The organism is Marinobacter algicola DG893 (assembly GCF_000170835.1).
Classification (GTDB): Bacteria; Pseudomonadota; Gammaproteobacteria; order Pseudomonadales; family Oleiphilaceae; genus Marinobacter; species Marinobacter algicola.
Map to the genome: position 1 here is coordinate 1 of NZ_ABCP01000024.1, position 24,754 is coordinate 24,754.

Annotated in this window: 25 protein-coding genes; 13 read left to right on the top strand and 12 right to left on the bottom strand. The window is 57.8% G+C overall.

Translation table 11 applies throughout. The features are described from left to right. Window positions 1-41 precede the first annotated feature (41 nt). Window positions 42-1,022 carry an NADPH:quinone oxidoreductase family protein gene (locus tag MDG893_RS13900; RefSeq protein ID WP_007154439.1) on the bottom strand — a complete coding sequence of 327 codons (981 nt, stop codon included), beginning with the start codon at window positions 1,020-1,022 and terminating at the stop codon, window positions 42-44. A gap of 155 nt (window positions 1,023-1,177) precedes the next feature. Then, window positions 1,178-1,744, bottom strand: coding sequence for a BLUF domain-containing protein (locus MDG893_RS13905; RefSeq protein ID WP_007154440.1), 567 nt, complete (start codon window positions 1,742-1,744; stop codon window positions 1,178-1,180). 103 nt (window positions 1,745-1,847) lie between these two features. Between MDG893_RS13905 and MDG893_RS13910 the strand changes: the two genes are divergently transcribed. The 5 genes from MDG893_RS13910 to MDG893_RS13930 all read left to right on the top strand — a co-directional run bounded on the left by MDG893_RS13910 (window position 1,848) and on the right by MDG893_RS13930 (window position 6,542). After that, window positions 1,848-2,468: a trimeric intracellular cation channel family protein gene (locus tag MDG893_RS13910; protein WP_007154441.1), complete on the top strand. Its 621-nt coding sequence runs from the start codon at window positions 1,848-1,850 to the stop codon at window positions 2,466-2,468. Window positions 2,469-2,595: 127 nt separating this feature from the next. Continuing rightward, complete coding sequence (locus MDG893_RS13915) at window positions 2,596-3,894, top strand: NCS2 family permease (RefSeq protein ID WP_007154442.1); 1,299 nt, start codon at window positions 2,596-2,598, stop codon at window positions 3,892-3,894. Between the two features lie 27 nt (window positions 3,895-3,921). Beyond that, window positions 3,922-4,464, top strand: a complete 543-nt coding sequence (locus MDG893_RS13920; protein ID WP_007154443.1) for an adenine phosphoribosyltransferase — start codon at window positions 3,922-3,924, stop codon at window positions 4,462-4,464. Window positions 4,465-4,507: 43 nt separating this feature from the next. Further along, window positions 4,508-5,170, top strand: a complete 663-nt coding sequence (locus tag MDG893_RS13925; RefSeq protein ID WP_007154444.1) for a fumarylacetoacetate hydrolase family protein — start codon at window positions 4,508-4,510, stop codon at window positions 5,168-5,170. 64 nt (window positions 5,171-5,234) lie between these two features. Beyond that, a complete protein-coding gene (locus MDG893_RS13930; protein WP_007154445.1) occupies window positions 5,235-6,542 on the top strand; it encodes an ABC1 kinase family protein in 1,308 nt (435 codons plus the stop codon). On the opposite strand, the gene MDG893_RS13935 is transcribed toward MDG893_RS13930, so the two are convergent. The 3 genes from MDG893_RS13935 to MDG893_RS13945 are packed head-to-tail and all read right to left on the bottom strand — an operon-like array spanning window position 6,537 to window position 9,204. Beyond that, on the bottom strand, window positions 6,537-7,217 hold the full coding sequence (locus MDG893_RS13935; RefSeq protein WP_007154446.1) for an SIR2 family NAD-dependent protein deacylase: 681 nt from the start codon (window positions 7,215-7,217) through the stop codon (window positions 6,537-6,539). The genes MDG893_RS13930 and MDG893_RS13935 overlap by 6 nt on opposite strands. 32 nt (window positions 7,218-7,249) lie before the next feature. Continuing rightward, window positions 7,250-7,756 carry a DUF2244 domain-containing protein gene (locus MDG893_RS13940; protein WP_007154447.1) on the bottom strand — a complete coding sequence of 169 codons (507 nt, stop codon included), beginning with the start codon at window positions 7,754-7,756 and terminating at the stop codon, window positions 7,250-7,252. A gap of 44 nt (window positions 7,757-7,800) precedes the next feature. Beyond that, complete coding sequence (locus MDG893_RS13945) at window positions 7,801-9,204, bottom strand: FAD-binding oxidoreductase (protein WP_007154448.1); 1,404 nt, start codon at window positions 9,202-9,204, stop codon at window positions 7,801-7,803. A 180-nt stretch (window positions 9,205-9,384) separates the two neighbouring features. On the opposite strand from MDG893_RS13945, the gene serA reads away from it, so the two are divergent. Beyond that, window positions 9,385-10,614, top strand: coding sequence for a phosphoglycerate dehydrogenase (gene serA / locus MDG893_RS13950; RefSeq protein ID WP_007154449.1), 1,230 nt, complete (start codon window positions 9,385-9,387; stop codon window positions 10,612-10,614). A 195-nt stretch (window positions 10,615-10,809) separates the two neighbouring features. Continuing rightward, window positions 10,810-11,094, top strand: a complete 285-nt coding sequence (locus MDG893_RS13955) for a hypothetical protein (protein ID WP_007154450.1) — start codon at window positions 10,810-10,812, stop codon at window positions 11,092-11,094. A 65-nt stretch (window positions 11,095-11,159) separates the two neighbouring features. Here MDG893_RS13955 and MDG893_RS13960 read toward each other — a convergent pair whose 3' ends face one another. After that, window positions 11,160-11,816, bottom strand: coding sequence for a YiaD family glycine zipper/OmpA-like lipoprotein (locus tag MDG893_RS13960; protein ID WP_040474632.1), 657 nt, complete (start codon window positions 11,814-11,816; stop codon window positions 11,160-11,162). Between the two features lie 63 nt (window positions 11,817-11,879). Then, window positions 11,880-12,899 (bottom strand): alpha/beta hydrolase, encoded by a 1,020-nt coding sequence (locus MDG893_RS13965; protein WP_040474627.1) that lies wholly within the window; start codon window positions 12,897-12,899, stop codon window positions 11,880-11,882. Window positions 12,900-12,997: 98 nt separating this feature from the next. On the opposite strand from MDG893_RS13965, the gene MDG893_RS13970 reads away from it, so the two are divergent. Continuing rightward, entirely contained in the window at window positions 12,998-13,891 is an 894-nt protein-coding gene (locus tag MDG893_RS13970) for an alpha/beta hydrolase (RefSeq protein WP_007154453.1), read from the top strand. Here MDG893_RS13970 and MDG893_RS13975 read toward each other — a convergent pair. From MDG893_RS13975 to MDG893_RS13990, 4 genes are read right to left on the bottom strand one after another with little or no spacing between them, the layout of a single operon-like run. After that, window positions 13,866-14,156 carry a GIY-YIG nuclease family protein gene (locus MDG893_RS13975; protein ID WP_007154454.1) on the bottom strand — a complete coding sequence of 97 codons (291 nt, stop codon included), beginning with the start codon at window positions 14,154-14,156 and terminating at the stop codon, window positions 13,866-13,868. The two genes, MDG893_RS13970 and MDG893_RS13975, sit on opposite strands and share 26 nt — an antisense overlap. Further along, window positions 14,153-15,058: a DMT family transporter gene (locus tag MDG893_RS13980; RefSeq protein ID WP_007154455.1), complete on the bottom strand. Its 906-nt coding sequence runs from the start codon at window positions 15,056-15,058 to the stop codon at window positions 14,153-14,155. The genes MDG893_RS13975 and MDG893_RS13980 overlap by 4 nt, the downstream gene beginning before the upstream one ends. Then, complete coding sequence (locus tag MDG893_RS13985; RefSeq protein ID WP_040474628.1) at window positions 15,051-16,436, bottom strand: sigma-54-dependent transcriptional regulator; 1,386 nt, start codon at window positions 16,434-16,436, stop codon at window positions 15,051-15,053. Before MDG893_RS13985 ends, MDG893_RS13980 begins: the two co-directional genes overlap by 8 nt. Beyond that, window positions 16,426-17,928 carry an ATP-binding protein gene (locus tag MDG893_RS13990; RefSeq protein WP_157132846.1) on the bottom strand — a complete coding sequence of 501 codons (1,503 nt, stop codon included), beginning with the start codon at window positions 17,926-17,928 and terminating at the stop codon, window positions 16,426-16,428. Before MDG893_RS13990 ends, MDG893_RS13985 begins: the two co-directional genes overlap by 11 nt. A gap of 241 nt (window positions 17,929-18,169) precedes the next feature. Between MDG893_RS13990 and MDG893_RS13995 the strand changes: the two genes are divergently transcribed. Further along, window positions 18,170-18,568, top strand: a complete 399-nt coding sequence (locus MDG893_RS13995; protein ID WP_007154458.1) for a DUF4168 domain-containing protein — start codon at window positions 18,170-18,172, stop codon at window positions 18,566-18,568. 141 nt (window positions 18,569-18,709) lie between these two features. Further along, window positions 18,710-19,798: a TRAP transporter substrate-binding protein gene (locus tag MDG893_RS14000; RefSeq protein WP_040474629.1), complete on the top strand. Its 1,089-nt coding sequence runs from the start codon at window positions 18,710-18,712 to the stop codon at window positions 19,796-19,798. 2 nt (window positions 19,799-19,800) lie between these two features. On the opposite strand, the gene MDG893_RS14005 is transcribed toward MDG893_RS14000, so the two are convergent. Next, on the bottom strand, window positions 19,801-20,643 hold the full coding sequence (locus MDG893_RS14005; protein ID WP_007154460.1) for a 23S rRNA (adenine(2030)-N(6))-methyltransferase RlmJ: 843 nt from the start codon (window positions 20,641-20,643) through the stop codon (window positions 19,801-19,803). Window positions 20,644-20,860: 217 nt separating this feature from the next. Between MDG893_RS14005 and MDG893_RS14010 the strand changes: the two genes are divergently transcribed. The 3 genes from MDG893_RS14010 to MDG893_RS14020 all read left to right on the top strand — a co-directional run bounded on the left by MDG893_RS14010 (window position 20,861) and on the right by MDG893_RS14020 (window position 24,751). Next, complete coding sequence (locus MDG893_RS14010; protein ID WP_007154461.1) at window positions 20,861-22,189, top strand: imelysin family protein; 1,329 nt, start codon at window positions 20,861-20,863, stop codon at window positions 22,187-22,189. A gap of 90 nt (window positions 22,190-22,279) precedes the next feature. Next, window positions 22,280-23,698, top strand: coding sequence for a di-heme oxidoreductase family protein (locus MDG893_RS14015; protein WP_007154462.1), 1,419 nt, complete (start codon window positions 22,280-22,282; stop codon window positions 23,696-23,698). Window positions 23,699-23,707: 9 nt separating this feature from the next. Next, on the top strand, window positions 23,708-24,751 hold the full coding sequence (locus MDG893_RS14020; protein WP_007154463.1) for an imelysin family protein: 1,044 nt from the start codon (window positions 23,708-23,710) through the stop codon (window positions 24,749-24,751). Window positions 24,752-24,754: the final 3 nt, after the last annotated feature.

A 24,754-nucleotide genomic window follows, 5' to 3' on the forward strand; every position in this document is an offset into this window, starting at 1 on the left:
GCCCCGACCAAGAACCAAGCCAAACAGGCTAGGGTCAAACCTCAGGAACCAACCTTCAAAACAACCTTCCCGGTAGCAGTCCGACCGGTCAGCGCCCCGAGAGCCTTCTCATAGTCCTCGAAGTCATAGACTTCGCTGATCCTAGGATTAATCTTGCCCTCAGAGAACAGCTTCAGCAGCTCCATCATGTTCTGGGCGCTGTTCTGCGGTTCACGCTGGGTGAAGCTGCCCCAGAAGACACCAACCACCGAACAGCCCTTCAGCAGCGTCAGGTTCGCCGGAATCTTCGGAATATCGCCAGCGGCAAAGCCAATGATCAGATGACGACCATTCCAGGCCATGGCGCGCAACGCCTGTTCCGTGAAGTCACCGCCGACCGGGTCGTAGATCACATCCACGCCCTTGCTGTTGGTCAGGCGTTTAACCGCATCCTTCAACGGCTCTTCGGTGTAGTTGATCAGCTCGTCGGCACCGGCCTCTTTCGCCACCGCCAGCTTCTCTGCCGTGCTGGCCGCCGCAATCACATGGGCACCCATGGCTTTACCCAGTTCAACGGTTGCCAGGCCAACACCACCGCTGGCACCCAACACCAACAGAGTTTCCCCCGGCTGGATGTTCGCGCGTTGCTTGAGTGCGTAATACGACGTGCCATAGACCATGGAAAAAGCAGCCGCTTTCTCATCAGACATGGACTCAGGAATGGGCAGAATGTTCTGTTCCGGGACAACCACTTCTTCAGCAAAGGCACCGTAGCCGGTGAGGCCCGCAACCCGGTCGCCCGATTTGAAGCGGGTGACTTTCTCGCCGACTTCAATCACCTCACCAGACATCTCTCCACCGGGAGAAAACGGCATGGTGGGCTTGAGCTGGTACTTACCTTCAATGATCAGGGTATCCGGGAAGTTCAGGCCAGCGGCCTTAACCCGCACCTTGACTCCATGACCCTTCACAACGGGACTGGTGACGTCTTCAATCACCAGCGTCTCCGCCGGGCCATACTCCTTGCAGAGGATCGCTCTCATGTTCGTGACTCCGTTTCAGGGTAGTCGATAGTTGGACGGTCGATAGAGGACAACGTCGATGGATGGTTATCAACCTAAACAGAGTCGCGTCATGAAGCAAATAAAGAAATCTAATCTCGCCGGATTAGCAGGACTTATTCTGAGCACCCCCCTCACTAGAGCATCGTACTGGCATAGATCATCGCGCCAACTACCCCAATCGCGGCCACCGCGAGGCCGACACCAACGCCTTTTGGTAGTACCGCGGGAGTTGGCCGGGCACTGCCGGCGACGTCGTGGCTGACCACGCGTCCTTCCTGGCTGGAGTCCCGAATCAGCTTGATCATCTCCTCACACTGATCGCGGGTGAAGTCCGATGGGCGGAACCTTTTCATGCCATGGCGATTCAGAAAGCCCTTCACATCGGACGACAAGGGGACATATTTCATGGACCAGTTGGCGAACGTGCGCGCCTCCAGAGGTTCTTCAAGCAGAGTGATTACATTGCGATGTCTCGAATCCCCTGCGATTCTGTCATAGAGCGCTCGTACCGCCCCTTCCTCGCCTTCCAGGTACTGGAAAAACCGGTCATCCCCATAGTAAAGGCCGCCGACAATGTCATTTTTGGTGTTGTTGCTTCGGGAAGCCATTAGAATTCGGGCAACATTGGGCTCAACGCCCTTATCGACAGGCTGAGCCAAAAAAGTGGCCTCACTGGCATAGGCCAGACGAATCAGTGACATAGTCATTGCTCCATACTCGTAACAGCTTCAAGATAAGTCTCAAATACGCTTCAACAAGCGACAACGGATCACAGCGCTCGCAATACGCAGCTTAAGGCCTGAGATGTTTGACATAATTTACGTACTGGAAATGACCGGCGTGATTGCCTTTGCAATCTCCGGCATGTTGATCGCCCGATCCAAGAATATGGACCCGGTGGGCGTTTTCACCATCGGCTTCGTGACCGCGCTGGGTGGAGGAACCCTTAGGGACCTGATCATGGACAATCACCCGCTGTACTGGATCAAGCATCAGGAGCAGCCTATCCTGATCCTCTGTATGGCCGTTGTGTTCAGCTACTGGCACCGTGTCGAGCGTATCCGCGAATCGCGTATCCTGCTTCCTGATGCCCTCGGCCTGGGTGTTTTCACAATCCTCGGCGCACAGCTGGCTCTGGACCTGGGCCATTCCTGGTTCATTGCTTCTTTGCTGGGAGTTATGACGGGCACCTTTGGGGGTGCCCTGCGCGACACATTCTGCAATGAGGTACCGTTGATTTTCCGCAAGGACCAGATCTACGCCTCCATTTCCTTTGCCGGTTGCTGGCTGTACTTTGCATGCCAATGGTTACTGGAGAACGAATCCCTGTCCCTGAGCATCGGTGTACTGTTTATTTTCATCATCCGACTGCTGGCTGTGCGCTTCGACATCCGCCTCCAGCGGGACAGGCGACCGGTGCAGTGAACCTACCGATGATCAATCGTCCCTTGGCGTTCTCGCCTCCAGCCGGTAACATTGCGGTTTTTTCACCCAATTCCTGAAACCGGTTCATTCAATCCCCATTCAGCACCCTGTGAGGCAGGCATCCGTCATGCTAGAACGACTATTCAAGCTCCAGGCTCATGGCACCACCGTTCGCAAAGAAGTACTTGCGGGCTTTACCACCTTCCTGACCATGGCGTACATCATCGTGGTCAACCCCAGCATCCTCTCCGCTACCGGCATGGACTTCGGCGCAGTGTTCGTAGCGACCTGCCTCGCAGCCACAATCGGCACCCTGATCATGGGGCTCTGGGCCAACTACCCGATCGCACTGGCGCCGGGCATGGGCCTGAACGCGTTCTTCTCGTTCACCGTTGTCGGCGGCATGGGCTATAGCTGGCAGGTGGCGCTGGGCGCTGTTTTTATATCCGGCTTTATCTTCTTCCTGCTGAGCATCTTCAAAATCCGGGAATGGATCATCAACAGCATTCCCATGTCCCTGCGTTTCGGCATCTCCGCCGGCATTGGCTTCTTTCTGGCGCTGATCGCGCTGAAAAATGCCGGCATCGTGGTGGATAACCCCGCCACCCTGGTTGGCCTGGGTGACGTGAAAGTGGCCGAGAGCCTGTTGTTCTTCGGCGGTTTCGTACTGATCTGCGCTCTGTCCTTCCGCAAGATCACCGGTGCGGTGATGATCGGCATCATTGCCGTGACAGCAGCAGCCATGGGGCTGGGCATGGTGGAGTACGACGGTTTTGCGTCCGCGCCCCCAAGCCTGGCGCCGACCTTCATGCAGTTGGACCTCGCAGGCGCACTGAATATTGGCATGATCAGCGTGATTTTCGCCTTTCTGTTCGTGGACCTGTTTGACACCTCCGGCACCCTCATCGGCGCCGCCCAGCGCGGTGGCCTGCTGGACAAAGACGGCAAACTGCCACGGTTGGGCCGTGCGTTGATGTCCGATTCCGTGGCCACCATGTCCGGCGCCGCCCTGGGCACCTCCACGACCACCAGCTACATTGAATCCACCGCCGGCATCTCCGCCGGCGGTCGAACGGGCCTCACCGCCGTCGTAGTAGCAGCTCTTTTCATGGCTTGTCTGCTGCTCTCGCCCATTGCCAGCATTATTCCGGCCTACGCCACTGCTCCGGCGCTTCTTTATGTCGCGGTGCTGATGGCCAGCGGCCTGAAACTGATTGAGTGGGACGACGTTACCGAAGCCGCACCGGCGGTGGTAACGGCACTGATGATGCCGCTGACCTTTTCTATCGCCAATGGCATTGCCCTGGGCTTCGTCACCTATGCCATCCTGAAGGCCTTGAGCGGCCGCTGGTCGGACCTGAACCCCAGCGTGGTTATCATCGCCATCGTTTTCATCCTGAAATTCATCTTTCTGGACGCAGCCTAAGCTGCGTTTTCAGCGCTTGGACACGCCATGGACTACTTTTCCGAAAGCATCAAGAAAGCCATCCGCACCGTGCCAGACTGGCCCAAGCCAGGCGTCGCCTTCCGCGACATCACCACCGTGCTCCAGGACCGCACCGCGTTCCGCAAGCTGATTGATGCCTTCGTTCACCGCTACCACGGCCACGATATTGATGCCGTAGCCGCCGTCGATGCCCGTGGTTTTATCATCGGCTCGGCCCTGGCCTATGAGCTGAACGCCTCGCTGGTACTGATCCGCAAGAAAGGCAAACTGCCGTTCGATACCCTGGTGGAAGACTACGAGCTGGAGTACGGCACCGCCTCGGTGGAACTTCACAAGGACGCCTTCAAGCCCGGCGACAACGTGGTGCTGGTGGACGACCTGATCGCCACAGGCGGTACCATGCTGGCCGCCTCGCGGCTCATCCGTCGAATCGGCGCCGACATTGTCGAAGTGGCTGCCATGATTGACCTCCCCGACCTCGGCGGCTCACGCAAGCTGCAGGAAGAAGGGCTGAAGGTTTATACTGTTTGCTCGTTTGAGGGCGACTAGGGAGCGCTTTGCTCCCTTCTAGAAATGCACTACGGGAGCGGCCATGCCTGATTATCAACATCACTGGAAAGATGGAACACCGGTTCACCTGCCGCTGGGCAAGATTGTCTGTATCGGCCGCAATTACGCGGAACATGCCCGGGAGCTGAACAACCCCGTTCCGGATGAACCCCTGCTGTTCATAAAGCCGGCAACATCGGCGGTGCACATCACCCGCCCCTTGGACTTCCCACGCAACCAGGGCGCGGTTCATTTTGAAACCGAGTTGGCCGTACTGATTGGCCGCCCACTGACCAATGCCTCCGCCAGCGATGCCGAGGCCGCAATCCTCGGCTACGGGTTGGCGCTGGACCTGACGCTGCGAGACGTGCAATCCCGGCTTAAAGAGAAAGGCCAGCCCTGGGAGCGCGCCAAGGCCTTTGACGGTGCCTGTCCACTGTCGCCGTTCGTGTGCATCGACCGCCTGCGCCGCGACCATCTCACCTTTACCCTGGACATCAACCGCGAACGCCAGCAAACCGGCGATACCCGGGATATGCTGAATCCCATCGTGCCACTGATCGCCCACATGAGCACCCAATTCACCCTGATGCCCGGTGATGTGGTTCTAACCGGCACGCCAAAAGGCGTTGGGCCGCTGGAATCCGGCCAGATATTGTCGCTGGAACTGGAAGACGCCTTGTTTGTTGAGACCACCGTGCTCTAGGCTGGTCATGGGAAATGGCAATCCCGCCCTCAGGTCCATCGGCTTTTCAGGACGACTAACAAGCATGGCAAAGAAACCGGTTACCACACGCAGCGGACGATTCTTCAGACTGGCAGGCATGACGGCGTCCGTGGCCGGACAATACGCCGGCCAGCGCGCTCGTCGGATATTCCGCAGCGAGGAAGACAACGAGGGCGCACGCTCTGAGAGCTATACCCGCATGGCGGACCAGATTGTCGACACGCTAGGTGAGCTCAAGGGCGCGGTCATGAAGGTCGGACAGATTGCCTCCCAGACCCAGGATTTCCTGCCCCGGGAATTCTCGGACGCCCTTGAGCGGCTTCAGAAAGAAGCTCCGCCCATGCCGTTTGACGTCATTGTCGTTCAGGTGGAGAGCGAACTGGGCAAACCGGTGTCAGAACTGTTTGAATACCTGCAGGAAAAACCCTACGCGGCGGCGTCCATCGGTCAGGTTCACCGAGCCCGCCTGCATGACGGCACCGATGTGATCGTCAAGGTTCAATACCCCGGTGTGGACGAATCCTGCGACAGCGACCTGAAGCAACTACGCATGGCCCTGAAACTGGGCGGGCTGCTGAAGATGCCGAAAGAGCACGTCGATCAACTGTTCGGCGAAATCCGGGTGCGGCTCAAAGAGGAACTGGATTACGAGAACGAGGCCCGTAACCTGGAGGCATTCCAGGTGTTCCATACCAACGACGACTGGATCAAGATCCCGACCGTGTTCGCCAGCCACTCCTCCCGGCGAGTGCTGACCATGGAACTGGTGGAAGGTGACCACATCAGCCAGGTAACCCCCGCAAGGTATGATCAGGACACCATCAATCTGATCGGGCATCGCATCTTCACCATGATGGCGGACCAACTTTTCCGCTACCAGTGCATCCATGGTGACCCTCACGCCGGCAACTTCGCTTACCGGCCGGATGGCACCATCATCCTGTATGACTTTGGTTGCGTGAAAAAGCTGAAGCCGGAAATCGTCGAGGCCTATCGCAACGCCCTCGTCTCTGCCCTGGAAGAGGATTACGCCGCCCTGGATCGCCACCTGATCGCCCTTGGCGCCCGCGTGGAATCGCAGCCGGCGGTGGACGAAGCCTACTACGCCATGTGGCGAGACATACTGATCCAGCCCTTCGACAGCGACGCGCCCTACGACTTTGCCGAGTCCGAACTCCACAAGGACGTCGCTGCCAAGACCACCACGGTGTTCAAGTACCTGGATTACTTCAAACCGCCGGTAGAGAGTATCTTTATCGACCGCATGATCGCCGGTCATTACTGGATGATGAAGCGATTGGGGGTGCAGGCGGCGTTTCGGGAGGAACTCGAGGAATATCTGGCGTTATAACCCCAGTTCCCTCACCCACTCAGCAACGCCCTCGCTGGCGCCCTTGCGAATCACCCTCGCCCTCGAAAGGCTGGCCGGTTCACCAGGATCAATGACCGTTACCGGCACATCGAAATCCACCAGATCAACCAGTCCAGCCGCGGGATAGACCTGCAGGGAGGTGCCCACAATCAGTAGATGGTCCGCCGTGGGCACGATCTCTGCCGCGGCCTCAATCATCGGTACTTCCTCGCCGAACCATACGATGTGCGGCCTAAGCTGGGATCCGCGCTCGCAGGTGTCTCCCGGTTGGATATCCCCGAATCCGATATCGTAGACAAGCTCGGGATGCTTCGAGCTACGAGCCTTGGTCAACTCACCGTGCAAATGGATAACGTTACTGGAGCCGCCGCGCTCGTGCAGGTTGTCCACGTTCTGGGTGATGATGGTGATCCGATAATGTTGCTCCAGCTCCGCCAACAGGCAATGAGCATCGTTGGGCTGTGCCGATTCGAGTTGCCGGCGACGTTCGTTGTAGAAGCGCAGCACCAGCTCCTGGTTTCGGGCAAAGGCTTCGGGCGTCGCCACGTCATAAACACTGTGTTTCTCCCACAGGCCGCCATTGTCGCGGAAGGTGGAAAGTCCGCTTTCGGCGCTCATGCCGGCGCCGGTGAGCACAACGATATGATCTTTCATACAGCAACACTTTGATTATCAGATGGGTGTAGTCAGAACAGGAGCTTCTCCGGCCTGCGCCGTTTTTCCACTCTCAGCCCATGCCTCTCCAGGATAGCAACCAGTTCCTCGGTGTCATCGATATTGAGGAAGGGTGCGAGGGAAATTTCCTCGCCCCGGAACTGCAGATGAAGCTTCGGGGGAGTCCAGGGATGGCGTGGCATGTCCTGCCATACACGGGTATGGCGCCGGGGCAGCTCCCATTCCTGTTCCTTGCGGGTCAGGCCTTTTTCCAGGCGGATCAGCTCCGGTGCGAAGGTCAGCACCTCGCGCCTCTGGCACCGGCGGGAGGTGTAATAAAACGCCGCCGCCAATGCGGTCAACTCAAGGCCGGCGAACGGTAATACCGGCCACGCTCCCGCCAGGAGCATGCCGGTGGCAATTATCAGGGAAAGGAACACAGCCGCAAGCCAAATGCGAATATTGCCACGCCAGCTCATGGACCGGTTGGGGGTCAGGAGAAAACAGTCGCCTTCACGCTGGGAAAGCTGCTCTACCATTCAGGTCGCTCCCGGGAGCCACCACCCGCATCACCTGAACGCCTTTAGTCGAAGATCTTGCCGGGGTTCATCACACCCTTGGGATCAAAGACCTGCTTGATGCCCCTCAGATAGGCAATTTCAGCGGCGCTGCGCGTGTACTCCAAATACGGTTTCTTGGTCATGCCGACACCATGTTCGGCAGACACACTGCCCTGGTAGCGTTCGACAATCTCGAAGACCCATTTGTTCACCTGCTGGCATTTCTCAAAGAAATCCTCTTTCGCCATGTCTTCCGGTTTGAGGATATTCAGGTGCAGGTTGCCATCGCCGATATGACCAAACCAGATGATCTCGAAATCCGGGTAGTGCTCGGTGACCACCGCATCGATTTCCTGCAGGAACCCTGGCACCTTGGACACCACTACGGATATATCGTTTTTATACGGCGTACGCGGGGCAATGGACTCGGAAATACGCTCCCGCAGTTGCCACAGGTTCTGGGCCTGGGTTTCGCTTTGGCTGATAACGCCGTCCAGCACCCAGCCGTTCTCCACGCACTGCTCAAACAACGCCATGGCGTCGTCCATCACCTGGTCAGACACCGCTTCAAATTCCAGCAGTGCGTAATACGGTGCTTCGGTTTCAAAAGGCGCCTGGACCTGGCCGTGGGCAAGAACATGCCCCATGGCCTGATGGGAGAAGAATTCGTAGGCGGTCAGGTCGATCTGTTTCTGGAAGGTCTGCAGTACATCCATGGTATTGGTGAGGTCGTTCAGGCCCAGTACCAGTACCGTCAGGTTATCCGGCTTGCGGGACAGCTTCATGGTGGCCTCGGTAATGAACCCGAGGGTGCCCTCCGCACCGATGAACAGATGGCGCAGGTCGTACCCGGTGTTGTTTTTCGCCAGGTCTTTGTTCAGGTCCAGGATATCCCCTTTACCAGTCACCACTTTCAGGCCTGCGACCCAGTCCCGGCTCATACCGTAGCGAATCACCTTGATGCCACCGGCATTGGTGGAGAGATTGCCGCCAAGTTGGCTGGAGCCGGCCGAAGCAAAATCCACCGGGTAGTACAGATCGTTGTCTTCCGCATAATTCTGCAACTGTTCCGTTACTACACCGGCCTGGCACTTCACGGTACGGTCGCTGGCGCTGAAATCCAGGATCTGGTTCATGTTGTCAAACGCCACCACAACCTCGCCATTGGCCGCCACGGCTCCTGCACTCAGGCCTGTGCGCCCGCCGGAAGGTACCAGCGCCACCTGGTTCTCGTTGGCAAACCTCACCAGCGCCTGCACCTGCTCCGTCGTCTTGGGCAGCACGATGGCCATCGGCTTGGGGGGATAGATCTTCGTCCAGTCCTTGCCGTAATTGTCCAGGTCGGCCGCGTCGGTCAGCACTTTTCCAGGGGTCTGGCCCTCTTCCATCAGGGCTTTCAGGGAGGCAACGATCTGTTCAGGATTCATGGATAGTCCGGTCTCGCAAAGGGTTAATCAGGGCGTCGGTGGGCAGAGTTGATTCAGGTGGTCCGACGCGCTGTGAAAATCTGCGTTTATGGTATCATACCGCCCCTGTTCTGTGAGCCCGCCCGCCAACAGCGGTCCTCACGGGTCATTTCATGTGACGAAAGGTTCGGAAGCAAGCCCATGTCAAATACGTCTCTTGAAAAGAGCAAAATCCGCATCCTGCTGCTGGAAGGCGTGCATCAATCCGCCATTGATACCCTGAACGCCGCAGGCTATACCAACATCGAATTCCTGACTCATTCGCTGGCCGAAGACGAGCTGGTGGAGAAAATCGCCGACGCTCATTTCGTGGGTATCCGCTCACGCACCCAGCTGACCGAGAAGGTGTTCGACGCTGCCCAGAAGCTGGTAGCGGTGGGCTGTTTCTGCATTGGCACCAACCAGGTTGATCTTCAGGCGGCGACCCGTCGCGGCATCGCCGTTTTCAACGCGCCTTTCTCCAACACCCGCAGTGTGGCGGAGCTGGTTCTGGCCCAGGCGATTCTCTTGCTACGCGGCGTACCTGAGAAAAACGCCAAGGCTCACCGTGGCGAGTGGCTGAAGTCCGCCAAGGACAGCTATGAAATCCGCGGCAAGAAGCTCGGCATCATCGGTTACGGCAACATCGGCACCCAGTTCAGTGTGCTGGCCGAGGGCCTGGGCATGGACGTGTACTTCTACGACGTGGTGTCCAAACTGTCCATCGGCAACGCCACTCAGGTAGGCACCCTGCAGGAACTGCTCAACACCTGCGACGTGGTCAGCCTGCACGTACCGGAAACGCCGTCCACCAAGTACATGTTCAAGGCCGAACAGTTTGCCCAGATGAAGCCGGGCAGCATCCTGATGAACGCCTCCCGGGGCACTGTGGTAGACATTGACGCCCTGGCCGATGCCTTGGGCAGCGGCAAGCTCCTGGGCGCCGCCATTGATGTCTTCCCCGTTGAACCCAAGTCCAACAATGAAGAGTTCATCTCCCCACTGCGCGAGTTCGACAACGTGATCCTGACGCCGCACGTCGGTGGCTCCACCATCGAGGCCCAGGAAAACATTGGCCGCGAAGTGGCGGAAAAGCTGGCCATGTACAGCGACAACGGCACGTCTGTCTCTTCCGTGAACTTCCCGGAAGTGGCCCTGCCTTCGCATCCGAACCAGCACCGCCTGCTGCACATCCACGAGAACGTGCCGGGCGTGATGTCGGAAATCAACCAGGTGTTCTCAGAAAACGGCATCAACATCTGTGGCCAGTACCTGCAAACCAAGGAAGACATTGGTTACGTGGTGATCGACGTCGACAAGGAATACGGCGAGCTGGCACTCGAGAAACTGCTGAAAGTCAAAGGCACCATCCGCTGCCGCGTGCTGTTCTGATCCAGACCGTATTTCAGCACCATAAAAGCCGGGACCAACAGGTCCCGGCTTTTATGGCCAAACGGGCCAACTCCCTCACATGACCTCTTATTAATCCGCTTTTACGACGTTTGACCTTGAGATGTCATCAGATGCAGCCATGATGGAAGTGAACGCTTTAACATTACATCCAACATTCACTCCAAGGAGCATCTCATGTCACTGAAGGAGTCATTGCAGAAAAAGCTGGAAACCCAGACCGAGTACTGGAGCAAACAGATCCAGAGCCTGCAGGCCGATGCTGAAGAAAGAATGGCAAAAGCCCAGGACGACCAGGCAGAGGCTGAAATCCAGAAAGATTTCTCCGAGCGCATTCAGGCGCTGGAAGAACACGTCGAGGAAGCGCGCAAGAAGATTTCGGAAATCCGGGATTCAGGGGAAGACCAGTTGCGGGACCTGAAGGCAAGGATTGACGAGTGGCTTCCCGGCGGGAAGAACTAAGGGCTGCCATCCTTACCACAACGAAAGCCCGGTGCCACTGACAGTGCGGCACCGGGCTTTTTTTGTTACTGCATAGGCACCAGTGTCAGCTCAACGCGGCGATTTTGCTCGCGTCCACTTTCGGTATCGTTCGAGGCAATCGGGTAGCGCGGACCATAACCTGTCGCGCGGGTCCGCTTGGGTTCGATACCCTGATTCAACAGGAAGTCCCTGACTGAGCCGGCACGGCGCTCACTCAGCAACTGGTTGTAGTCCCGGGAGCCGGTACTGTCGGTATGGCCTTCGATCTGAATAATGGTCTTGTCGAACTCCTTCAGCACCAGCGCCACGGATTCCAGCGTGTTGCTGAACGACGGCTTGATGGAGGACTGGTTGACGTCGAAGGTGATGTTGCCCGGCATGACCAGTTCAATTTCGTCACCATTGCGTACAACGCGAACACCGGAACCCTCGAGTTTGCGGCGCAATTGCGCTTCCTGCTTGTCCATATAATAACCGATACCACCGCCGATGGCCGCACCGGATGCGGCACCAATCAGTGCGCCTTTGCCACGGTCGCTGCTGCTGGAGGTTGCAGCGCCGACAGCGGCACCACCGATGGCCCCAATAATGCTGCCTTTCGTGGCGCTAGAGGTTTTTTCCTCACCGGTGTAAGGATCGTATGTCATACAGCCGCCAAGACCCACGGTGGCGACGGCAAAAGCTACAATCGTTTTCTTCACGGCATTCTCCAAAGTCTTTCCAAGGTATGACTGTTCGCGGCACGGTGCCGCCGTTGGCTTTCCTTAACTGGCCTCAGACAGAGACCCGTCATGGTCGTTTTCAAACGTATCCACAATGGTATTGAATACGGTTGCCTGTAAATCCTGGGCTTCGTTTACTAGATGATGACGCCCATCCGGTATCCGGAGTTCCTCCACGGAGGAAAATTTATTGCGGATAATCCGCAGATTGTGCTGCCAGTCTACCGTCAGGTCCTTCTCCCCCTGCACCACAGTAATCGGAAAATCGACCGGGCGGGCGGACTCAATATGCGGTACCCACTGCCGTAATGCCGAAACCCAGTCCACATGTACGGCCCTGGCCTGGAGCGGATCGTAGTCCCTGAGAAATTTCAGGAAACGCGAATTTCCACTGTTGGCCCCGAACGCCCGTCGCCACCGCGATATAAACGGCTTCACCAGGCTGTGCAGAACCTTGGCACCCAGCCAACCCATCGGCCTGATCAATGGTGCCAGCAGTACCACCCTACGGAAATCCGAGGTTTCCCGGTCGTGATGGTTGGTCAGCAGGTAGTCAATCAGGATAGCCCCGCCCGTACTCTGCCCGACCGCATACCAGGGCCCACGCACGTGACGCCTTACGCTGGCCATGACATCCGTCAGCACGGCCTGATACTCGAGAAAGCTGCCAATCGCCGCCGGCGTGCCACTGGAAAGCCCATGACCGGGCTGGTCATAGGCGAGCACATCAAAACCCGCACCCAGGCAACGGTCGATCAACTGGCTGTACAGCCCTACATGGTCAAAGTAGCCGTGCAGGATAAACACCGTGCCCCGGGGCCTGCGCTGATCGGGAAGGCGAAAATAGTGGACCATCACCTGGTGCCGGTCCGCCATCACATAACCCTGGCGATAGCTGACCTCCGGGTGTTCCACCCAGAGATCGAGGCCGTAGAACCGGCAGTAGGCCACCATATCCTCGCTGAGTTCTTCCTGGCTTTCAGGCTCGAAGGGCGACATTCGCTCAAGTAACGACGCCCTGTCCCAGTTCGGAATTTCTATGGTATCTGTTTTCCAGTACACGTAGAGTTAAACGCCTGTCATGAATAGGTATGAAAATAGCAGTGTGTCTGCATTAAGCTTGGTGCTTAGATTAGCACACCACAACCCTGGAGTTGCCGATGATACAAACCGCCCTGGAAGCCGGCCTGCGCCAGACCATGAACCGACTCGTTCGCCCCCTACTGCATCCCGCCATTCCCGTTGCCTTGCAACGCCGGTTGATCAGCAAGGCCTACCTGACATCGATTCCGCCACGTGGTACCCGGTTTGAAGATATCCAGGCAGAAGGGCTTTCTATCACCCGGGCCTGTCACAGCGACAATCCTCACGGGGTCATACTGTATTTCCATGGCGGTGGTTACATCATCGGCTCGCCAAAAACGCACAAGGGAATAACCGGCCACCTGTCGAAATTCAGTGGCGCGATGGTGGTTACACCCGACTACCGACTGGCGCCGGAGAACCCCTTCCCGGCGGCACTGGACGATGCCGAAATGGTTTACCGCGCTTTGCTGGACGAAGGGCATCCGCCTGCAACCCTATGCCTGGCGGGCGACTCAGCCGGCGGCGGACTCGCCATAGCCCTGGCCATGCGCCTGCGCGACAAAGGCCTGCCCTTGCCCTCCTCGCTGATGGTGCTGTCGCCCTGGACCGATCTTTCCAACCAGCATCTTTACTCGCCTGAATGTGAGCCGGTCCTGCAGAAACCGTGGATTGACAAATCCTCGCGTCTGTATTGCGGCAGCACACCAACGTCCGAGCCCTTAATTTCACCTGTGTATGGCGACCTTTCCGGCCTGCCGCCGTTGCTGATACAGGTGGGCAGCCAGGAAATCCTGCTGAACGATGCCCGGCGCCTGGCGGACGCGGCCAACCGTGACAGTGTCGATACACATCTCGAAATCTATAACGGTCTCTGGCACGTTTTCCAGGTCCACGCAGGGCAACTGGACCGTGCCACTGAAGCCCTTCAAACCGCAGGGGCGTTCATACGCCAGCATCTCTCGAGCTGACCGGGAGGATAACATCCCCACGAATCAGCGCTTCCTTCTGCCTGCGCGGCCATTGTTTGATCTGCCATTCAAGTTTCGAAGCTGTCGCTCTGTCCGCTGTCTCGACGGAAAATACGAGCTCAAGGGGACCTTTACCCCGCAGGCTGCGCGCCCCTTTTGGAGCACCCGCCTGGTGTTCGGAAAAGCGCCGCGCCACATCGGTTGTGATCCCGGTGTAAAGAGCTCCTTTGGCGGTCCGTACCATGTAGATGAACCACTGGCTCATGCCGATGAAGCCCTCGCCATTGTCTCCCGGGTTTTACGTTGCTGAATCCACAGTCCCGCAACGATCAGAACCAGGCCGACATAGGTGGATGGCAGAATGATCTCGCCGAGGATGAAGTAGATGAACACCAGCGACAGGAACGGTGAGATAAAGATAAGGTTGCTGACCCTGGCGGTGTTCTCCGCCTTCTTCATGGCGTAGGACCAGAGCACAAAGGCAATACCCATCTCGAACACACCCACGTAGGTGGCCGCAAACAGCCCTGTTGTGGGGCTGAAATCGAATCCATCCGTCATCCCGCAAATCACCACGATCACCGGAAGACCGCAGAGAAAATTCAGGAATAGGCCGACCACCGGATCCCGGGTATCCCGAGTCGCGATAATCCAGTAGGACGCCCAGACCAGGGTGCTACCGATGGCCAGACCAACACCCAGAGGGTCGGAAAACGTTAGCGAAAGCACATCGCCACGGGTTGCGATGACGACAACCCCGCTGTAACAAATCAACCCGGCAAGGATATCGGCACGTCGCAATCGTTGCCCCAGGAAGGGCACCGACAGATAGGCCAGCACCAGCGCCCATGTGTAGTTCAGCGGTTGCGCTTCCTGTGCAGGCAGCCGGTCAAACGCTCCGAACAACAGGAAGTAGTACAGGCAGGGATTGATAAGCCCCATGCCGAAAGACTGCAGGTATTGGCGGCGCGACAGTTCAAAAACCAGGTACCACCGTCGTTGTGCAACCAGAATAAGCGCCATTACGATTACCGACGCGGAACAGGCAACCACCAGCATCTGGACCGGGGTCAGTTCCCGCAATGATAACTTGAACGCGGTAGCCACCGTTGACCAGAGCAATACGGTTCCCAGGCCGTAAAGCATTGCCTGTTTCTGGTTAGTCATGGGTGGTGTCCTTCTCCGCATCAAGCCAACGATAGAGCGTACGACGGTTCACCCCGAGTATCTGGGCCGCTCGACGTTTATTGCCTTCCACCGCATCGATAACGCGCACCACATAGTCCTGTTGAACCTGTTCCAGTGTGGGCCAATCCGCGAGGTTTCCGGACGGCAACACCGGCCGGCCTTCGGCGGACTCTGTCTGGCGCTTGCGAATGCGGGCCGGCAGATGTTCCGGCAACACCACATCACCGTCGCAGAAGGTCACTGCCCGCTCGATCGCGCTGGCCAGCTCCCGGACGTTGCCGGGAAACGGGTAATCCGCCAACATTCGCGCAGCCACTTCGCCCAACTGCAGGAATCCGCGCTGGTGACGCCGGGCGGAATCCCGCAGGAAGTGCATGGCAAGCAGGTCCACATCGTCATCCCGCTCCCTTAGTGGCGGCACCATCAGGGTCAGGGTTTCCAGGCGATAGTATAGGTCCTCACGGAAGCCGCCCTGCTCCACGGCTCTGACCAGGTCCTGATGAGTAGCCGCAATGATTCGCACATTGACGGCCTCTTCGTGGTCAGAACCCACCGGTTTGATCGTGCCTTCCTGCAGCACACGCAACAACTTCGCCTGGAGGGCAAGCGGCATCTCGCCGATCTCGTCCAGCAGCAGCGTACCTCCGTCCGCTTCGGCAAACAGCCCCCTGCGAGCGGATTTTGCGCCGGTAAAGGCACCGGCCTCATGGCCAAAGAATTCGCTTTCCATCAGTTCATGGGGAATACCCGCACAGTTGACCGGTATAAACGGCCCTTGCCGACGGTCACTCTCGTCATGAATGGCCCTGGCGACCAGTTCCTTGCCAGTGCCACTCTCGCCACTCACAAGGACGGCCGCCTGGCTACGGGCTACCTGCCGTATTTCGTTCCTCAACTGCTCCATTGCCCGGCTCTCGCCCACCAGCCCCAGCGCACTGTCACTTTCATTCTGCGATTTGTAACGCGCGAGTTCGCTGGTCATTGCCGCATGAGCCAGCAGGCGTTTGATCTTCAGGCGAAGATGGTCGGTGGACAGCGGCTTGGTGAGAAAGTCATCGGCACCGGCCTTAAGCGCCTCGACCGCCTGATCCACCGTGCCGAACGCTGTGATGATGATAAAGGGAACCGAGTGGCTTTCCGCCTGCAGTTGTCGCAGTATTGCCAGGCCGTCGCCATCCGGCAATCGAAGGTCCGACACGATCAGGTCGGGACGCCACTCCCGCAAGCCACTGCAGCCTTCCTCAACGGTTGCCGCGCTGCGTACCGCATAACCATCTACCTCAAGCTCCTCTGACAGAAGCGTCCGCAAACTGGCGTCGTCTTCCACCAGCATGATCGAAGCGGGCCTAGCTTTCATGATGGGCCTCCGTCGACTCCACGCGTTTCTCATACACCGGCCAGAACGTTGACATCCGGCACCCGCCGTCCGTGCTTCTTCCAACCTCAATCCGGCCACCATGCTCCTTGATCACACTGCCGACCACTGCGAGCCCCAGCCCGGTTCCTTCACCCGCCGCACGAGTACTGAAAAAAGGCTCGAAAATCCGCTCTCGCAGAGAATCATCGATACCCGGGCCGTCATCATCCACCCGCAATTCCCAGTAGCCGTCGAGGGGGATAACAGACACGATCACCCGTGACTGAGCCGCCTGGCACGCGTTGCGGACAAGGTTCAGGCAGGCCATTTCGAGGCGGGTTGGCTCGGCGAGGACGCCAGCATTGACGTCTGGGATATCGGTGCAAATCTCGACACCGTGGCACTTGGGCTCGTCGCAGGCGCGCGCTGTCAGTTCGCGAACGGTGGCCGCCAGATCGGTTTCCCGGCGGGAGTCCGGCACATGACGGAAGCAATCGAGCAACTGCTGAATAATCAGTGTCATTCGTTCGACCTGATGTTCGATATCCCTCAGGTGTCGTCGGTCGCTGTCCGCCAGTTCGCCCCGCCCAAGGATATTGGCGCGACCCTGGATGACATTCAGCGGCGCACCCAGCTCATGCGCAACGCCACCGGCAACCCGCCCGATCATAGCGACCTTCTCCTGGTACTTCAGCTGCTCTGACAGCTCTCGCTCACGTTCAACGCTCTCGCGGATTTCATTTTCCGCAGCCGCCATACGGGCGCCCATGTCCTGCAACCCCTCATGGACCTGCCTCAGTTCCCTCGGCCCCGCAGGATGCCCATCAATTTGCCAACGCCCGGGTGCCATCCGCTCCATTAACTCCAGCAACCGGCTGACATGGCGACCAACAGCACCATAGTGCCCCAGAACAACCACCAGAATGACCATCAACGACACCGCCGACCAGATACTGACCGCCCAGATTCGGCTCGATGCCACCAACTCATGGAAATCGCTACGTTTTCGGGTGACCTGAAGCAATCCCTGGATTCGACCGTCCGGGGCAATCAGTGGCGTGAACTGCGAGAATACCGACATTCCATCAACCCTACGAAATGCACCGTCCAGCTTGCCACTGGCTATCGCGCGCTCCGCACTGTCGCTCCGTGTAACATCGCTATCCGCCACGCCAAGGCTGGCGATCTGCTGCCCATCCTCATCGAACACTGAGGCGCCAAATACACGGCCGATACGGAAGATGGATTTCAGCGACTCCCCCAGGACAATTTCATCACCATCGGACATGGCCTGGGACAATGGACCACTGACCGCCCGGGCCACAAGCTCCAGATCCTCCCGCAAACGGTCATTCAGGTTACGCTCAACCGCACCGAGCCCCACATAGATGGCAACCCCGCTGAATATCATCAACGGTACAACCATGCTCAGCACCAAGGTCAGACGCAGCGAGCGAAACATGTCCCGCGCTCTTGAAACAGGCGTTTTCATAATACGCTCCGACAAAGTGTCACACAGATATGCCACATGTGACATTTAGCCACAATGCACATTACGCGAAGGTAACGTCAGAAAACCACCAAGATGCTGTTTTTATTGATTTTTATAGAAATAAAAAAGCTGGCACAGAGCTTGATTAGACAACACCAACGTTCGAGGAATCGCATTCCTTTCAACGTCAGACTGCATTCGATAACACCGTGCAGTCCCTTCAACGCAAAAGGAGAACGCCATGAACAAACTTCTTATCTCACTGACTGCATCCTTGGCACTGCTGGCAGCGGGCCCCGCACTGGCGCAGGAAAACCAGCAAAGCCCGGAAGCAACCAACCCCAACGGCGGATACAGTGATCCCGCCTCAGCCGGCACCCAGAAAACCAACTTTACCGACTCGGAACTGAAGCAATTCGTTGAGGCCCAGGAAGGCATCAACAATATCCGTGATGAGTACATGGAAAAAATCGAAGCGGCTGACTCCCAGAAAAAAGCCCAGGAACTGCAGATGGAAGCCAACGATGAGATGGTGACAGTGATTGAGGATTCCGGCATGGATATCCCCACCTACAATTCCATCGCAACCGCTTACAACAGTGAGCCTCAGGTTCGGAACCGTGTTGATGCACTGATGTAAGCCGTTTCCCCACATTGGTTGCTTCAGGCCCTGCAATAACAGGGCCTTTTTGATTCTGCCAACGAGGTTGCAATGGCCATAATCAACGTTGATTGTGGTATCTTGTCGGCATGATTTTGTAGAGACCAATGGAGACAAACCATGCGAAGATTCTGCCGCGGGCTAACCCCATTGCTCTTGACGGTTATGCTTGTCCTGGCAGGATGTTCAGACAGCCCGGCACCGGTGTCGAGCGGCGACGATGATAAGCCGTCCTACCCCGTAACCTGGCGCTTTGCCCTTGAGGAAATTGAAGGCAGCGTGCAACACCGTTACGCCCTTGAATTCAAGGACCGCATCGAACGTATCTCCGATGGCAATATTCTCGTCGACATTTTTCCCTATGGCTCTATCGGCACGTCACTCCAACTGACGGAACTGGTCCGGGAAGGATCAGTCCATCTCGCGTTCGCCTCCCCTGGCCACCTGGCCAACGTTATTCCCGAGGTAGGCGTGTTCACCCTCCACTATCTGTTGTCTGATGACGAAGAGGTGAATCGTGACGTGCTTGCCAGCGATGAATTGAAGCAACTGTTCCACGAGCCCTACAGCGAGCAGGGCCTCAAACTTCATGGTTTCGTACCGGAAGGCTGGATGGTCTGGACCGCCAATAAACCCTTGCGGAGCCCCGCGGATTTCGACGGACTTACTATCCGCACCATGACGTCGGACATCGCAGAAGAGACTTATAGAACCTATGGCGCCGCAACCAGCCAGGTTCCTTTTTCACAGGTCTACAGCGACCTTCAGTTACGCCGCATTGACGGGCAGGCCAACCCTGTTTTCGCCATTGAAGAGATGGGGTTTTACGAAGTCCAGGGTGTCATGACGTTTGCAAGACCTGCCCAGTTTGTTACCTCCGTGGTTTCCAATACGTCGTGGTTTGACGCTCTTCCCGAAGACCAGAAGCTCTGGCTCGAAGACGCTATGGATGAAGTCGCACCGCTGGCTTATGAGGTACAGGCTGAGCTCAATGCAAGTCGCCTCAATACCATCACGGAAATCAGCAATATCCGTGTGGTTGAGCTTAACGAGGAGGAGCGGAGCCGATTCCGTGAGGCCAGCCTTCCGGCTCGTGAGGCCTATTTTCGGATTGCTGGTGAGCGCGGGGCGGCCATCCTGGACCAACTCCTGACGATGGTCAGCACAACAGAGTCTGCAACACCAACTGCTGATACCACGGCCCAATAGCGCTATTCCGGCACCAGCCACGCGCTTTTCGATGACAGGCCCAGACAGCGATCACCGGATACCGCCTCCATCATCTCTGCAAGCCGGGTGTCGAACCCCCAGGGCGGGTTTACCACCAGCACTCCGGACCCGGACATGCCACGTTGCGGCGCCCGGTTAAGCGCAACTTCGCTGCACAGCACCTTGCGCACGGCCCCTTCAGACACCGCATCCTTTAACCGCTTGTGAGGGGAACCCGCCAGAATCGGGTACCAGATCAGATATACTCCGTGGCGGCATTTCTGCCACGCTCGCGCCAACGTGTGCGCTACCTCTTCATAGTCGCTTTTGATCTCGTAGGAAGGGTCCGTCAGCACCAGCAACCTTGGTTGCCTGGGCGGCAGATGGCGAAGCAACCCCTTTAACCCATCCTCCTGAAAGACCCTGACGCGGGAATGCCTGGCAGCCCACTGGCCCAGGGTTTCGCCTTCTGCGGGGTGCAGCTCGAAGGCGGTCAGCGTGTCCTGCTCCCGCAGGTAACGGAGTAACCAGCGCGGCGACCCCGGATAGCTCGCCAATTGTCCGTCCTTTCCCTCCCCTGCGGCCAACCCATCCAGGATCGTCTGCCAGTCGTCGGAATGTAACTCGGCTCGAAGCGGCCAGACTTTCTGGATCCCTGCGGCGGCTTCGCCGGTTTTAAGCGCCCTTTCTCCCGCAAGATCGTAGCTGGCGCTTCCGGCGTGAGTATCGAAGCAGGCAATGGCAGACGGCTTTGCCTGCATCATCCTGACCGCAAGCGTTAAGGCTGCGTGCTTGTGAACATCGGCAAAATTACCGGCATGAAAAGCGTGGAGGTAACTCAGCATTACAGACTCCTGACGATAGGGGCACCATTAGGCTATAGCAGGCGCAGTGTTGGCAAACATTTCCGACACACAGGGAACCTTCGCGGCCCACAACCCCGGATCAGGTTAAAAGGAACTGAAAATCATTCGCCGCGGTCGTTGCAACGGGCTACGCTCACCTTATAATGCGAATAATAATACGTTTTATTTGATTAACAACGACCGATAGGACATCGAAATGGCCCTGCTCTCAAACGCATCACGCTTTCCCCTGGCACTCGCTATCTCTGCGACGCTGCTGACCGCCTGTAGCAACGGCGAAGAAACCGCATCCACATCCTCATCAACCGAAGAGCCGGCGGCAGCAGAAGCCATCACCAAATCCGATGTAGTGGAACACTACGCCGACCTGGCCCATGCAAACTTTGAAGACGCACTGACCGCCGCACAGTCCCTCGACAGCACAGTAGACACCTTCCTGGAAAGCCCGACCGAAGAAAATCTGCAAAAGGCGAAACAGGCCTGGCTGGCTTCCCGAGTGCCTTATCAGCAAACCGAGGTATTCCGCTTTGGCAACGCCGTGGTTGATGACTGGGAAGGACAACTGAACGCCTGGCCGCTGGACGAAGGCCTGATCGATTACGTTAAAGAAGACGGCTACCAGTACGAACTGGGCAACGAGGGCGCCACGGCCAACATTATTGCCAGCCCGGAAATCAATATTGGCGGCACGACGGTCGACGCTTCCAGCCTGACACCAGAGCTGCTGGCGGAACTGAACGAGATCGGAGGTTCAGAGGCCAACGTGGCCACCGGATACCATGCCATTGAATTCCTGCTGTGGGGCCAGGACCTGCACGGGTTTGATCGCGGTGCCGGACAGCGCCCTGCTACGGACTATGCCCAGGGCGAGGAATGCACCCACGGCAATTGCGACCGGCGCGCCGCCTACCTGGATGCAGCGACCGATCTGTTGATCACCGATCTCGAGTGGATGGTTGCACAGTGGGCACCCGGGCAGGAAGACAACTACCGCTCCCAGTTGCTCGCCGAAGCACCGGACGCCGCCATCCAGAAGATGTTTTTTGGCATGGGCTCCCTGTCCCTGGGTGAGCTGGCCGGTGAGCGCATGAAGGTCGCCCTCGAAGCCAACTCCTACGAGGACGAGCACGACTGCTTCAGCGACAACACCCACAATTCCCATTACTACAATGGCCAGGGCGTGGCCAACATCTATTCCGGCAGCTACACCCGAATTGACGGCTCTGAACTGACCGGTCCGTCACTGTCAGATATGGTTGCCGAACTCAACCCGGAACTGGATGAGACACTGAGCCAGCAGTTCGAAGACTCAATGGACGCACTGCAAACCATGAAATCCAGTGCCGAAGCAGAGTCAGAGCCGATGAAATTCGATATGATGATCGCTCCAGGCAATGAGAAAGGCGCGAAGATCGTGAATGGCGCGATTATGGCACTGGTGGCACAAACCGGTTCCATTGAACAGGCCGCCCGCGAACTGGGCATTGACTCACTCAAGCCTGATGACGCTGGCCATACCTTCTAAGGTGACGTCCCGAGCGCAGGCCCGTCGGCTGAGCCATTAGCTGGTCCATTAGCTGATCCATTAAAAGTAACGAAACGTTGTAGAGAAACCATGCGCCAACGCCCCCTGCTACTGCTGACCTTGTTTTCGGGAGTGGCCGTAGCAGCGGCCTTCGCCATGGCCATCGCCCAGGAACCCTATCCGATTCAGGCGACGGTCAAGACGGGGGGCGAAGGCACCGTGGATCAGTTCGATCACAATGCCTATTCCCTGCCCCAGGCTAACCTGTCCATGACCAGGCGTCTGGACTTCAGTGTCGGCAACAGCTTCTTCCGCAACCCCTGGGTCGAAGCTCCTGCCAGCACGGATGCCCGCGATGGCCTGGGGCCACTGTTTAACACCAACTCCTGTCAGGGCTGTCACATAAAAGATGGGCGCGGACATCCTCCGGGCGCTGACGATAAGCCGATATCCCTGTTCCTCCGCCTCGCCGTACCGGCCGATCCCGAGCGGGATGCGGATATCCTGAAGACTCACGGATTCAAACCGGCTCCCGTGTACGGCAGCCAGTTGCAAACCGCCGCCCTACCTGCCGCCCAACCTGAAGCCGATCTGGTGATCGAATGGAAATCCGTGACTGAGACACTTTCGGACGGCACCGAAGTGGAATTGCGAAAACCGGCTTACCGGATCGAGAACCCTAACTACGGCCCTCTTCCAGAGGACCTGCTGGTATCTCCACGGGTTGCTCCACCGATGATTGGCATGGGCCTTCTGGAAGCGATACCGCTTGAAGACCTGCAGTCACTGGCAGACCCAGAGGATGCGGACAACGACGGCCTGTCCGGCAAACTCAATCAAGTCTGGGACCTGAGCCGCCAGCAAACCGTGCCGGGTCGATTCGGCTGGAAGGCTGCCGAACCAAACGTTCATCAACAAAGTATGGGGGCGTTTGCCGGAGATATGGGGCTGACGTCCACCATCAAACCGGCAACCGATTGCACGCCCGAGCAGAACTGTGGGCGTTTCACCAACGGCGGCAGCCCGGAAGTGAGTGACAAGGTGAGCAACTTCGTGACTTTCTATGCAAAAAGCCTGGCAGTGCCCGCACGCCGAGACCTTGACAGTGTGTCCGTTCAACAAGGGGCGGAATTGTTCAATGAAACCGGCTGCGCCGGCTGTCATACACCAAGGCACACTACCGGCACCGCCCCGGATCGCCCGGACCTCAGCAATCAGACCATCTGGCCTTACACTGATCTGCTCCTGCATGACATGGGGCCTGAGCTTGCCGATGGACGGGATGAATTCCTGGCCAACGGCAACGAATGGAGGACACCCCCGCTCTGGGGCATCGGCCTGGCTCAACGGGTTAATCCGCAGTCCGGATTCCTCCACGACGGGCGGGCACGAACACTCGAAGAAGCCGTGCTCTGGCACGGAGGCGAGGCCAAGCCGTCTGCTGAACATTACCGTCAGATGCCCGCCGAAGACCGGGAGGCACTTCTGGATTTCCTGAATTCTCTCTGAGGACATGCCATGCAATCACTAACCAAAACCGTGGGTATTGCCGCCCTGATACTGGCTCCCATTTCCGGTATGGCCGGCAGCCAGCCTGAAACGAACAACAACGCCGAACAGCAATGGCACCAGGGTATTCTCAAGGGTTACCAATCTCTGGCGGCCGAAGCCGGCGACTTGTCCGCTGCCGCTGCCGACTACTGCAGCGCGCCGGAACAGGCGTCACGCGATGCACTTGAACAAGCCTGGCTGAATGCCTTTCTGGCCTGGCAACGTGTCCGTTATGTGGATTTTGGCCCGGTCGAGAGCGATAACCTTGCCTGGCAGTTCCAGTTCTGGCCCGACCCGAAAAACCTCATTGCCCGTAAAGCCAGTTACCTGCTGGACTCGGAGGCCCCGGTATCGAGTGAGGTCATTACCGAGTCAGGCGTGGCCGTACAGGGTTTTCCAATGCTGGAGTACCTGTTGTACGACGAAGCACTGAACGCCAGCAACAATGCGCTACCCGCGGAAAAGACCTGCGGCCTGCTGAGGGCGGTCGCCGGCCATATCGAAGCCAATGGCAAGCAACTCCGTGATCAATGGCAGGCATTCCGTGAGCACTACCTGGCCACGGAACAATACCGCGACACCTCCATCCGGGCGGGCATGGCGGCCCTGGAGATTCTGGAAGATCGCCGGCTTGCTCAGCCCATGGGGCTTCGTGGGAATGGCAAGCGTTCCGTCTACGCCGCCGATGCCTGGCGTAGCGGCAGCAGCCTGAGAACCATAGAGGCAACCATCCATGGCCTGGAGCAGTCCTTCCTGCCAGGCCTGACACGGCTGCTCAAGGAAAGCGACCAGCCGGAACTGGGTCCACGAATCGAAAACCAGTTCAAGGACGTTCTGGAGCACTTCCCGGAACTCCATCGCCCCATGGCTGAGCTGCTTTCCAATGACGACGCCTTTTCCCTGCTCCAGGGCTTCTACGTTGACGTTTCCCAGTTAACCACCCTGATCAATGATCAGGCAGCGGTTGAACTGGGTGTCATTCGCGGCTTCAACTCCAGCGACGGCGACTGAACT